9 protein-coding genes and 1 tRNA gene are annotated in these 12,315 nt (G+C 72.4%); 7 read left to right on the top strand and 3 right to left on the bottom strand.

What is annotated here, in order from left to right:
- Window positions 1-141 precede the first annotated feature (141 nt).
- The 4 genes from DEJ29_RS12330 (at window position 142) to DEJ29_RS12315 (ending at window position 4,833) form a co-directional block, all read left to right on the top strand.
- Window positions 142-1,506, top strand: a complete 1,365-nt coding sequence (locus DEJ29_RS12330; protein WP_111095133.1) for a cystathionine beta-synthase — start codon at window positions 142-144, stop codon at window positions 1,504-1,506.
- Between the two features lie 13 nt (window positions 1,507-1,519).
- Window positions 1,520-2,665 carry a cystathionine gamma-synthase gene (locus DEJ29_RS12325; protein WP_111095132.1) on the top strand — a complete coding sequence of 382 codons (1,146 nt, stop codon included), beginning with the start codon at window positions 1,520-1,522 and terminating at the stop codon, window positions 2,663-2,665.
- Between the two features lie 121 nt (window positions 2,666-2,786).
- Window positions 2,787-4,229 (top strand): MFS transporter, encoded by a 1,443-nt coding sequence (locus DEJ29_RS12320; RefSeq protein WP_111095131.1) that lies wholly within the window; start codon window positions 2,787-2,789, stop codon window positions 4,227-4,229.
- Window position 4,230: 1 nt separating this feature from the next.
- A complete protein-coding gene (locus DEJ29_RS12315; RefSeq protein WP_111095130.1) occupies window positions 4,231-4,833 on the top strand; it encodes a substrate-binding domain-containing protein in 603 nt (200 codons plus the stop codon).
- A gap of 11 nt (window positions 4,834-4,844) precedes the next feature.
- Here the strand turns inward: DEJ29_RS12315 and DEJ29_RS12310 are convergent, their stop codons facing one another.
- Complete coding sequence (locus tag DEJ29_RS12310) at window positions 4,845-5,426, bottom strand: TetR/AcrR family transcriptional regulator (protein ID WP_139179218.1); 582 nt, start codon at window positions 5,424-5,426, stop codon at window positions 4,845-4,847.
- A gap of 227 nt (window positions 5,427-5,653) precedes the next feature.
- Between DEJ29_RS12310 and DEJ29_RS12305 the strand changes: the two genes are divergently transcribed.
- Window positions 5,654-6,910 carry a multidrug effflux MFS transporter gene (locus DEJ29_RS12305; protein ID WP_051596893.1) on the top strand — a complete coding sequence of 419 codons (1,257 nt, stop codon included), beginning with the start codon at window positions 5,654-5,656 and terminating at the stop codon, window positions 6,908-6,910.
- A 41-nt stretch (window positions 6,911-6,951) separates the two neighbouring features.
- A complete protein-coding gene (locus DEJ29_RS12300) occupies window positions 6,952-8,988 on the top strand; it encodes a helicase HerA-like domain-containing protein (protein ID WP_111095129.1) in 2,037 nt (678 codons plus the stop codon).
- A 70-nt stretch (window positions 8,989-9,058) separates the two neighbouring features.
- On the opposite strand, the gene DEJ29_RS12295 is transcribed toward DEJ29_RS12300, so the two are convergent.
- The gene (locus tag DEJ29_RS12295; protein ID WP_110863379.1) at window positions 9,059-9,700 is read right to left on the bottom strand and encodes a YdbT family protein; all 642 of its coding nucleotides are present in this window, start codon (window positions 9,698-9,700) and stop codon (window positions 9,059-9,061) included.
- A gap of 300 nt (window positions 9,701-10,000) precedes the next feature.
- A tRNA-Ser gene (locus tag DEJ29_RS12290) sits at window positions 10,001-10,085 on the bottom strand.
- A 121-nt stretch (window positions 10,086-10,206) separates the two neighbouring features.
- On the opposite strand from DEJ29_RS12290, the gene pta reads away from it, so the two are divergent.
- The gene (pta, locus tag DEJ29_RS12285) at window positions 10,207-12,315 is read left to right on the top strand and encodes a phosphate acetyltransferase (protein WP_111095128.1); all 2,109 of its coding nucleotides are present in this window, start codon (window positions 10,207-10,209) and stop codon (window positions 12,313-12,315) included.

The following is a 12,315-nucleotide window of genomic DNA, read 5'->3' as shown; positions in this document are numbered from 1 at the left end:
GGCCCGTGGCGGCGTCCGCACGGGCATCCCGTCCGGCGCGCAGCGCGACCAGGGCACGTCGCCCGCCGCGGGATCACGGCGCGTTGTCCGCGCACGACACATCCCAGCGGGACGCGGGGACCGCGTCCTAGACTCGACGCCGTGCGTTACGCGAACTCCGTCGTCGACCTCGTCGGCGACACCCCGCTCGTCAAGCTCAACCGGGTGACCGAGGGGGTGCGGGCGACCATCCTGGTGAAGGTCGAGTACCTGAACCCCGGTGGGTCGTCCAAGGACCGCATCGCCACCCGGATCATCGACGCGGCCGAGGCCTCCGGTGACCTGCGCTCCGGCGGCACCATCGTCGAACCGACCTCCGGCAACACCGGCGTCGGTCTGGCCCTGGTCGCACAGCAGCGGGGCTACCGGTGCGTCTTCGTGCTGCCCGACAAGGTCGGCGAGGACAAGCGCAACGTGCTGACGGCGTACGGCGCCGAGATCGTCGTGACCCCGACCGCGGTCGCGCCGGAGCACCCCGAGTCCTACTACTCGGTGTCGGACCGGCTCGTGCAGGAGATCCCCGGCGCCTACAAGCCGAACCAGTACGCGAACCCGAACGGTCCCCGCAGCCACTACGAGACCACCGGTCCGGAGATCTGGCGCGACACCGAGGGGCAGATCACCCACTTCGTCGCGGGCGTCGGCACCGGCGGCACGATCTCGGGCACCGGACGGTACCTGAAGGAGGCGTCCGACGGCGGCGTCCGCATCGTCGGGGCCGACCCCGAGGGCTCCGTGTACTCCGGCGGCACAGGTCGCCCGTACCTGGTCGAGGGCGTCGGCGAGGACTTCTGGCCGAGCGCGTACGACGCCGGCGTGCCGGACGAGATCATCGCCGTGTCGGACGCCGACTCCTTCGCGATGACCCGGCGCCTGGCGCGCGAAGAGGGATTGCTCGTCGGCGGTTCGAGCGGCATGGCCGTCGTCGCGGCGCTCCGCGCGGCCCGTGACCTGACCGAGGACGACGTCGTCGTCGTGCTACTGCCGGACGGCGGCCGCGGCTACCTCGGCAAGATCTTCAACGACCGGTGGATGCGCTCCTACGGCTTCGCCGAGACCGACGACGAGCGCACCGTCGGCTCGCTCATCGCCGGCAAGGACGGCCGCCTGCCCGACCTCGTGCACGCGCACCCGGCGGACACCGTGCGCGACGTCGTCGACATCATGACCAAGTACGGCGTCTCGCAGATGCCCGTGCTCAGCGCGGAGCCGCCCGTCGTCATCGGCGAGGTCGTCGGCGCCGTCGAGGAGAAGGCGCTGCTCGAGCAGGTCTTCACCGGCACCGCGAAGATGTCGGACGCGCTCACCGGCTTCGTCGGCGACCCGCTGCCCCTCATCGGCGTCGGCGAGTCGGTCTCCGCGGCGCGTCGTGCGCTCGAGTCGGCCGACGCGCTCCTCGTCGTCGCGGACGGCAAGCCCGTCACCGTGCTGACCCGGCACGACCTCCTCACCTACCTCTCCGAGTAAGGAACCACCGAGCATGACCGAGTTCAGCACCCGGGCCGTCCACGCCGGCCAGGAGCCCGACGAGACCACCGGCGCCGTCATCCCGCCGATCCACCTGACGTCGACGTACGTGCAGGACGGCGTCGGCGGCATGCGCAACGGCTACGAGTACTCGCGCGCCGGCAACCCGACGCGTGACTCGCTGCAGGTGCTCCTGGCCGACCTCGACGGCGGCGTCGCGGCGTCGTCGTTCGCGTCCGGGCTCGCCGCCGAGGACGCCCTGCTCCGTGCCGCGCTGGTCCCCGGTGGCCGCGTCGTGATGGGCAACGACGTGTACGGCGGCACCCACCGCCTGGTGAGCCGGCTGCACGTGCCGTGGGGCGTCGAGCTCGTCGTCGTCGACATGAGCGACCTCGACCAGGTCCGTGCAGCCCTGCAGGGCGCACCGGCCACCACCGTGCTGTGGGTCGAGACGCCGACGAACCCGCTCATGAAGATCGCGGACATCGCCGCGCTCGCGACCCTCGGGCACGAGTCGGGCGCACTGGTGGTCGTCGACAACACGTTCGCGTCGCCGTACCTGCAGCAGCCGCTGTCGCTCGGCGCCGACGTCGTCGTGTACTCGACCACGAAGTACCTCGGCGGACACTCCGACGTCGTCGGCGGAGCCGTCGTGCTGGCGGACGAGGAGCTCGCGGCGAAGGTGCAGTTCCTGCAGTTCGGCGCGGGCGCGATCTCGTCGCCGTTCGACGCCTACCTGACCACCCGTGGCATCAAGACGCTCGCGGTGCGCATGGAGCGGCACTCGCGGAACGCGCAGGCCGTCGCCGAGGCGCTCGTCGTCGCGCCCGGCGTCGAGTGCGTCTACTACCCGGGCCTGCCCGACCACCCGGGGCACGACGTCGCCGCCCGCCAGATGCGCGGCTTCGGCGGGATGCTCTCGGTCGCGCTGTCCGGCGGCGCCGAGGCGGCGAAGCGGTTCGCGGAGTCGACGGAGCTGTTCGCCCTGGCCGAGTCGCTCGGTGGCGTGGAGTCGCTCATCGGGTACCCGAGCGAGATGACCCACGCGTCGGTGAAGGGCACCGAGCTGGCCGTGCCGGAGAACGTGGTCCGCCTGTCGGTGGGCATCGAGGACGCCGGCGACCTGGTGGCGGACCTGGAGCAGGCGCTGGCGCGCTGAAGCGGGCCCTGCTGCCGCGGTGACGCGGGCACTGCTGACGCGGGACTCGGGACATGGGACGCGGGACGCGGGACGCGGGACGCGCCACCGTGTCGTCGGCGCCCGCCCCTACGATGATCGGGTGAGCACAACGGCGTCGCGGACCAGCCTGCTGAGCGGGCCGTACGCCCTCGCGACGATCGGCATGGTCGCGATCGTCGGCGTCGCGGCGTTCCAGAACCTGGCGATGACGACGATCATGCCGGTGATCAGCCGCGACCTCGACGGCGAGACCCTGTACGCGCTCGCCTTCGCCGCGCCACTCGCCGCCGGGGTGCCCGGCATGGTCCTCGCCGGCAACTGGGCCGACCGTGCGGGCGGACGGATCGTGGCCTGGGTGTCGGCGGTGTTCTTCGCCGTGGGGACCGCCGTGGTGATGCTCGCGCCGACAATGGAGGTGTTCCTGGCGGGGCGGCTCATCGAGGGGTTCGGCGCCGGGGCCATCGACGTGGTGCTGTACGTGTTGGTCGCCCGGATCTTCCCCGCCGAGCTGCACGGACCGGTGTTCGCCGGGTTCGCCGCAGCCTGGGTCGTCCCCGCGCTGATCGGTCCCGCGCTGGCCGGCATCGTCACCGACACCTGGAACTGGCACTGGGTCTTCGCCGGGGCCCTGGTGATCGCGCTGGCGGCGTTCGTCCTGCTCGTGCCGACCCTCGGCCGGTTGCACGCCCCGGCCGCGTCGCTCCGCCCGCCGTGGCAGCGGGTCCGGATCGGGTGGTCGGTGGCGGCGGCCGTGTCGATCCTGCTGCTCAACGTGGCCCCGGACCTGACCCCGTGGGGCATGGTCGCGGCGGTCGTCGTCGGGCTGGTCGGCACCTGGTTCGCCCTGCGGCCGCTGCTGCCGACCGGGACGTTCCGCGCCGCGGCCGGGCTGCCGTCGGTCGTGCTGCTGCGCGGGCTCATCGCCGCGTCGTTCTTCGGGAGCGAGGCGTACGTGCCGTTCCTGCTGCAGGCCGAACACGGGCTGTCGCCGTCTGCCGCCGGGCTCGCCCTGACGGTGGCGGCACTCAGCTGGGCCGCGTCGAGCTGGGCGCACGGTCGTCTGGGGGAGCGGCGGCTCACCGCCCGGCGCACCTTCGGGGTCGGGCTGACGCTGGTGCTCGTCAGTCTGGTGACCGCGCTCGCGGTCGCGACGTTCGACCTGTCGTGGTGGGTGCTGGTCGCCGGCTGGTTCGTCGGTGGCGCGGGCATGGGGGCGATCTACCCGCGTGCCTCGATGCTGACCCTGCGGTTCTCCGGCGAGGGCGACGACGGGTTCGCGAGCTCGGCCCTGACGATCGCTGACGCGGCCGGCAGCGTGATCGGTCTCGCGGTGACCGGCCTGCTCTTCACCGCGACCGGTGGCGCCGACGGCACGGTGTCGTTCCCCCTGGTGTTCGCGGCGATGATCGGGTTTGCTGCGCTGGCGATCGCGGCCGTCCGACGGCTCGGCCCCGTGCCCGCGCCGGTGACGACAGCCCCGGCAGGCCCGGGCGGAACAGTCCCGTCGCGGACTCCGTCGTCGCACGGCCCGGCCGCCGGGTAGCGTGGCAGACCGGACCGAAGAGGAGACCACCGTGCTGCGCATCGTCGCCGTGACCGTCGCCCTGGCGGCGGCCCTGACCCTGTCCGGGTGCCAGGGCACGACGTCGGCTGCCCCCACACCCGTGCAGAGCACCGACCTGACGAGTTCCGACGGGGGTTTCGACCAGCAGGCCGTGATCGGTGTCGTCCTGGTCCACGACGACGCGGCCCTCGCCGACCGGCTCCGCACCGACCTGACCGATGCCGGGTTCCGGCCGGACGTCCGGGTCGCTCCGGCATCGGGTGCAGCGGCGTCCCAGCGGACCGCGGTCGCCCAGCTCGTGCGGAAGGGGGCCAAGGCCCTGCTCGTGCACGCCGCCCGACCGTCCGCGCTGACCGGCGTGATCCAGACCGCCCACGACGCCGGGATCGTCGTGGTGTCCCTCGGTGATCCGCTGCCCGCGACCGGCACCGGTGGCGACGGGGTGTCCGCCGACTACCGCGTGCCGTCGGGGGGCGACGACGCCGACACGGCGGCGACGGCGGTCGACGTCGTGCAGTCCCTGCAGCGCGGCGAGAAGCCGGAGACCGACCCGACGGACGGCGACACGACCGACGCCGAGTAGGAGCGGTCCGCTCAGCTCCACCACGCCGGGAACGACAGCGTGATCGTTTCGACCAGCGCCTTCCGCGACCGGCGGGGCCCGGCGAGCCACGCCTCGATCGCGCCGACGAAGCCCTGCGCCACGAACCCCGCGGCGACGTCGTCGAGCAGCTCGGGCCGGCGTGCGGGATCGAGCTCGCGGATGTGCAGGGCACTCGACACCGTGAAGTGCTCGACGAGCAGCCGGTGCAGCGACGCGTCGTTCGGGTCCGGCAGCGCCTTGCCGTAGATGTCGCGGTGCGTCGTCACGTGCTCGACGACGGCGTTGATGCCGCGCCGGGTGATGGCTGCGAGCTCGTCGGCTCCGGCGCCCCGGTCGGCGGCGGCTCGGCGCTCGTCGGCGTCGTCCTGCCGGATGCGGTCGAGTTCCGGCGTCAGGACGTCGGCGAGCAGCGACCCGGGGGAGACGGCGTGCGAGTAGAACGTGGCCCGGTTGATGCCGGCGGCACGCGTGACGTCGGCGACGGTGATCTCCGAGACCGGTCGGTCCGCGGCGAGTCGCAGGATCGCCTCGCGCAGCGCTGCAGTGGTGTGCAGGATCCGGGCATCCACCATGACGCCCACCCCCTTCTGATCCGCTTCACCCGGAAGGCCCCCGAGCAACCCGACGCTACCGCATGGTCCGCGCCGGGCCGAGGGGCAGCACCAGCCGCTTCACGCGGGCGGCCCGCACCGGCGGCGCCGAGCACGCACCGGCGACCGTAGGATGGTTCCGCGGACGAATCGATTCGATCGACCCGCGATCACCCCCCGCCCCCTCATCGTCGAAGGACTCCTGTCTCGTGACCGCGCCCGCCACCACCGGTTCGCTCCGGGTCGTCCTGCACCCGGGAGACTCGCTCTCCCGCGGGCAGCGGCTCGTCTACGTCTTCGTCCTGGGCGCCCTCACGGCGCTCGGTCCGTTCACGATCGACCTGTACCTGCCGGCGTTCCCGGCGATCAAGGACCAGTTCAGCGTCACCGACGGCGCGGTCCAGCTGACGCTCACCGCGACGACGCTCGGCTTCGCCATCGGGCAGCTCCTGGTCGGCCCGTGGAGCGACAAGGTGGGCCGTCGACTGCCGCTGATCATCGCGACGACGGTGCACATCGCCGCGTCGATCGGCGCCGCGACCGCGCCGGACATCGAGCTGCTCGCGGTGTTCCGCGTGCTGCAGGGCATGGGCGCCGCAGCCGGCGGTGTCGTCGCGATGGCGACGGTGCGTGACCTCTTCGGCGGCAAGCCGCTGGTCCGCATGTTGTCCCGCCTGGCGATGGTGAACGGCCTCGCACCGATCCTCGCGCCGCTCATCGGTTCGCAGATGCTGCAGTTCACCAGCTGGCGCGGCATCTTCGTCTTCCTCGCCTGCTACGGCCTGGCGGTGGTCATCGCGTCGATCCTGCTCATCGTCGAGACCCTGCCCCCGGCCCGTCGGCACGAGGCCGGACACTCCACCATCGGCCAGCGTTACAAGGCGCTGTTCTCCGACCGGATCTTCGTCGGCGTCGCGCTCATCGGCGCCATGGTGTTCAGCGGACTGTTCTCGTACCTCAGCGCGTCACCGTTCCTGTTCCAACAGGTCTACGGGCTCGACGCGCAGCAGTACGGGCTGCTCTTCGCCGTCAACTCCGTCGGGGTCGTCCTCGGCGTGCAGATCTCGTCGCGGCTCGCCCAGCGGGTCGGTCCGCAGTGGATCCTGGCGTGCTCGACCGCGACCCTGCTGCTGGCGTCGCTCGCGATCATCGTCCTCGACCAGCTCGGGGCCGGTCTGGTCGGCGTGCTCGTCCCGCTGTGGTTCTTCATCGCCGCGTGCGGGTTCTCGTTCCCGCTCGTGCAGGTCATCGGTCTCGCCGCCCACGGGAAAGAGGCGGGGACCGCCGCCTCGGTGCTCGGCGCCCTGAACTTCGGCGTCGCCGGGCTCATCTCGCCGGTGGTCGGCTGGCTCGGCATCACGACGGCCACCCCGATGGCGATGGTGATGGCGTCGACCGCCGCCGTCGCGATCCTGATGCTCTGGTTCGTGGTCCGCCCCCGGACGGTCCCCGCGCTGACGCACTGACGACCCGGGCCGCCGCGGGCTCCGGTCCCTAGGCTGTGCCCATGAGCGACGCGACGGAGCGGGCACGGGCGGCTGCCGAGGCAGCGAGACAGGCCGCCGACGAGGCACGTCGGCTCGCCGACGAAGCGGCGCGGCGAGCCGAGGAGCTCGCCGCCGCACTGGCGGCGGAGGAGCAGGCGGTCCTCACCGCGGACGCGGAACCCGCGGTCGTCGGGTCCCCGCCACCCACCGGCCTGGAGGCGCTGCTCACGCCCGACGCGGAGCCCGCCCCTGCGGCCGCACCGGCTCCCACGACCCCTGCCGCGCCGGTTCACGCGACCACCCCTACCGCGGCGGTCGACACGACCGCCCCGGATCCGGTGGCGACGATGCCCACCGGCACCGTGCCTCCCGTCCGCTCCGAAGGAGGCCCGCTCGGACCGGATGCGGTCGCGGCGATCCGTGACGGCTACGCCGTCGACGGAGGCGCGATCGAACTCGGTGCCCTCGTCAACGGCGCAGCGGTGCCCGACGTGCAGGTCCGGATCCCGCTCGCGATGCTGAACCGGCACGGGCTGGTGGCGGGGGCGACCGGCACCGGCAAGACCCGCACGCTGCAGGTGCTCGCCGAGCAGATCGCGGCGAACGGGGTGCCGGTGTTCGCCGCCGACGTGAAGGGCGACCTGTCGGGTCTGGCCGTCGCGGGGCAGGCGAACGACAAGCTGCTCGACCGCACCGCGGGCATCGGCCAGCAGTGGCAGGGTGTCGCGAGCCAGGCCGAGCTGTTCTCGCTCGGCGGGCAGGGCACCGGCGTGCCGATCCGCGCCACCGTCTCGGGCTTCGGGCCGCTGCTGCTGTCGAAGGTGCTCGGGCTGAACGACACGCAGGAGTCCTCGCTCGGTCTGGTGTTCCACTACGCCACGCAGCAGGGTCTCGCGCTGGTGGACCTCGACGACCTGCGGAGCGTGCTGACGTTCCTGGTGAGCGAGCAGGGCAAGGGGGAACTCGCCGAGCTCGGGGGCCTGTCGAAGCAGACCGCCGGGGTGATCCTGCGGGAGCTCGTCACCTTCGCCGACCAGGGTGCCGACCAGTTCTTCGGCGAGCCCGAGATCGACACGCAGGTGTTCCTGCGGACGGCGGCGGACGGGCGGGGGATCGTCAGCCTGCTCGAGGTGCCCGGTGTGCAGGACCGGCCGGAGGTCTTCTCGACGTTCCTGATGTGGTTGCTGGCGGACCTGTTCAACGAGCTGCCGGAGGTCGGCGACCAGGACGAGCCGAAGCTGGTGTTCTTCCTGGACGAGGCGCACCTGCTGTTCAGCGGGGCGTCGAAGGACTTCACCGAGCAGATCGTGCGGACCGTGCGGCTCATCCGGTCGAAGGGCGTCGGGGTCTTCTTCGTGACGCAGACCCCGAAGGACGTGCCGAACGACGTGCTGGCGCAGCTCGGGTCGCGCATCCAGCACCAGCTCCGCGCCCACATCCCGGACGACGCGAAGGCGCTCCGGGCGACGGTGTCGACCTACCCGACGAGCGACTACGACCTGGGCGAGGTGCTCACGTCGCTCGCGACCGGCGAGGCCGTCGTCACGGTGATGAACGAGCGGGGCGCGCCGACCCCCGTCGCGTGGACCCGGCTGCGCGCACCCCAGGGGTCGATGGACCCGATGCCGGCCGACGAGATGGCCGCACGGGTGCAGGCCTCACCGCTCCTGGCGACCTACGGCACCCGCGTCGATCCGGACTCGGCCCGTGAGGTGCTCGCGCGCCGGATGGAGGCGGCGGCCGCTGCTTCCGACGCCGCCGCTGCAGCCGACGAGGCCGCCGCCGCCGCGGCGGACGCGTCGGCGGATGCCCAGCAGGAGTACGAGCGGCAGCAGCGGGAGTTCGAGCGGGCCGAGCGAGCGTCGGAGGCGCGGCGTTCCGATCGGTCCGGCGGCTCCGGTCGGTCGGGCGGGACGCGGCGATCCGGGACGCAGCGGTCCGGGACGCGGCGAACCGCGGATGACCCGCTGTCGGACCTGCTCGGCTCCGGGCTGGGCGGGACCATCGCGAAGGAAGTGGTGCGCGGGATCTTCTCGACGCTGCGGCGTCGGCGCTGACCGGTGCCGCGTCGACGGGTGCCGTGCTGACGGGTGCCGTGCGGTGGCCGCTGACCGGTCCGCCGGTGGGTCAGCGGGCGTTGAGGCCGGCGAACTCGACGGCGAGCAGCCCGCCGACGACCAGCACGACGAGGCCACCCACGAGCAGGAACGCCGACCGCTGCTCGTACCAGGCGCGGCTCGTCGGGTAGCGCTTCGCGAAGGTGCGGGCGGAGACCGGCCGCGACTCTTCGACGACCTGCACGCCGAGCGCGTCGACGACCCGGTCGAGCCCGTCGTCGCCCCACACGTCGGCGCGGAGCCGGAAGAGGTGGGTGCCGGTCCGGTCGAACGCGACGAGTTCCCGGACGGTCCGGTCCACCGACGAGCCGAAGGTCGTGGCGAGCACCAGGCTGTGCACGCGCTCGCGGGGGATCCGCCGGTGCGCCGTGAGGACCCCGCGGATCGTCAGGCCGTCGTCGTCGATCCCGATGAACGCGGTGTGCAGCCGGACGAACACGATGCCGACGGCCGCGGCCATCGCGACGACGATCCCGGCGAACACGGCCCACGTGCGGAACGGGAACGAGACCCAGACCAGGGCGACGGCGAGCGGCACTGCCGAGAAGGCGATGCTCAGCGCGGTGGAACGGACGAGGGACCGGCGCGGGCGGAGGACCGTGTCGAAGACGGCGGGCCGCACGGGCACTGCGGGCACGGTGGTGTCCCCCATGGCGCGTCTCCTCGTCCCCTCGGGTGTTCCGGGCACGCTGATCAGCACGCCCTCCGAGCGACGCCCCTGCCGCTCGATGCACCGCGGTCGGCTCGTCCCGGAGCCGTTCGCTCGGCCAGCATAGGCGACCGGCGGGTACCGGGGACAGCCCGTTCCACCCCTGGTCGGCGTTTCCCGGCCAACCGAGGGGGAACAGGGCACGCGCTCGTCCGCAGGGTGGGGGACCGATCGACTGTGGAACGACGAAGGACCCGCACCGATCGGTGCGGGTCCTTCGTGGTGGTTCGGTGTTGCTCGCTGCGGAGAATGGGGGATTCGAACCCCCGAGGGCTTGCACCCAACACGCTTTCCAAGCGTGCGCCATAGGCCACTAGGCGAATTCTCCTGACACCGTCTCGCGACGGCGACACCCAATGGTACAGGTTCTCCGAGGTGCTCACGACCGCGTGTCGTCGGCGACGGTGCTCCCAGATGTCGTGACATGTGCGGCGACTACCCTGGGCCTCGTGTCGACCCGCATCTACATCACGTCAGCAGAAGGGCACACGGGCAAGAGCACCGTCGCCCTCGGTGTCCTCGAGACCCTCGCCCGGTCCGTCGGCCGCGTCGGCGTGTTCCGGCCCGTCGCCAGATCGGTCGTCGAACCCGACTACGTGCTCGAGCTGCTGCTGCAGCACACGGGCGTCGGCATCTCGTACGACGACGCGGTCGGGGTCACCTACGACGACGTGCACGCCGACCCCGAGGCGGCCCTCGGCACCATCGTCACCAGGTTCGCGCAGGTCGAGCGGCAGTGCGACGCCGTCGTGGTGCTCGGGTCCGACTACACCGACGTGGGCAGCCCCACCGAGCTGTCCTTCAACGCGAAGGTCGCCGCGAACCTCGGCGCTCCGGTGCTCCTCGTGCTCGGTGGCCGAGACGCCGCCGAGCGTGCGGCCCGTACCCCCGAGGGCATGGCGCAGGTGGCGGACGTCACGACGAGCGAGTTGCGGGCGGCACACGCGCAGCTGTTCGGCGTCGTGGTGAACCGTGCCGACCCGGACGCCCTCGCCGCCATCGTGGCGAGCGTCGAGCAGGCCGTGCACGACGACCACCCGGACGTGCCGGTGTGGGCGATCCCCGAGGACCGCGTGCTCGTCGCCCCGACCGTCCGTGCCCTGCTGCAGGCCACCGGCGCCACCCTGGTCCGCGGTGACGACGCCCTGCTCGACCGCGAGGCCCTCGGCACCGTCGTCGCGGGCATGAGCATGGAGAACGTCCTGCCCCGGTTGATCGAGGGCGGCATCGTCGTCGTCCCGGGTGACCGGAGCGACGTCCTCATCGCCACGCTGCTCGCCAACCAGTCCGAGACGTTCCCGAGCCTGGCCGGCGTCATCCTGAACGGCGGGTTCGAGATCGCCCCGCAGGTGTCGCGGCTGCTCGAGGGCCTGTCGAGCTCGCTGCCGATCGCACAGAACGACCTCGGCACGTACGACACCGCCCTCCGCATCACCCAGACCCGTGGCCGCCTGGCCGCCGACTCGCCCCGGAAGGCCGACCTCGCGCTCGCCCTGTTCGAGCAGCACGTCGACGCCGAGGCCCTGCGCGACCGCCTGCAGCTCGCTCCGTCCGGGGTCGTCACCCCGCTCATGTTCGAGCACGGCCTGCTCGACCGGGCCCGCGGCTACGGCAAGCGCATCGTCCTGCCCGAGGGCGAGGACGACCGCATCCTCCGTGCCGCCTCCACCCTGCTGCAGCGCCAGGTCTGCGAGCTGACGATCCTCGGCGACCCCGCCGCGATCCGCACCCGGGCGACCGAGCTCGGCCTCGACCTCGAGGCCGCGCAGCTCGTCTCGCCGTTCGACCCCGAGCTGCGGGAACGCTTCGCCGATGAGTACACCCGGCTCCGCGCCCACAAGGGGATGTCGATCGAGCTCGCCCGCGACACCGTCACCGACGTCTCGTACTTCGGCACGATGATGGTGCAGCTCGGGCTCGCCGACGGCATGGTCTCCGGCGCGAAGCACACCACAGCCCACACCATCCGGCCGTCGTTCGAGATCATCAAGACCCGTCCGGACACCTCGATCGTGTCGAGCGTGTTCCTGATGGCCCTCGCCGACCGCGTGCTCGTCTACGGCGACTGCGCGGTGATCCCGGACCCGACGAGCGAGCAGCTCGCCGACATCGCGATCTCGTCCGCCGAGACCGCGACCCAGTTCGGCATCGACCCCCGCGTCGCGATGCTCAGCTACTCCACCGGCGACAGTGGCTCCGGCGCCGACGTCGACAAGGTGCGCGCCGGCACCGCGTTCGTGCGGGAACGCCGGCCCGACCTGCTCGTCGAGGGCCCGATCCAGTACGACGCCGCAGCCGACCCCACGGTCGCGTCGACGAAGATGCCGGACTCCCCGGTCGCCGGTCGCGCAACGGTGTTCATCTTCCCGGACCTCAACACGGGCAACAACACGTACAAGGCTGTTCAGCGCTCGGCCGGCGCCGTGGCGATCGGCCCCGTCCTGCAGGGCCTGCGGAAGCCGATCAACGACCTGTCGCGCGGCGCCCTGGTGGGCGACATCGTGAACACCGTCGCGATCACCGCGATCCAGGCCGGCACCGCGACCGACGCGGCCTGA

Origin of the sequence: Curtobacterium sp. MCPF17_021 (assembly GCF_003234605.2) — a bacterium.
GTDB classification, from domain to species: Bacteria; Actinomycetota; Actinomycetes; order Actinomycetales; family Microbacteriaceae; genus Curtobacterium; species Curtobacterium flaccumfaciens.
This window is presented reverse-complemented; position numbering and strand designations above follow the sequence as displayed.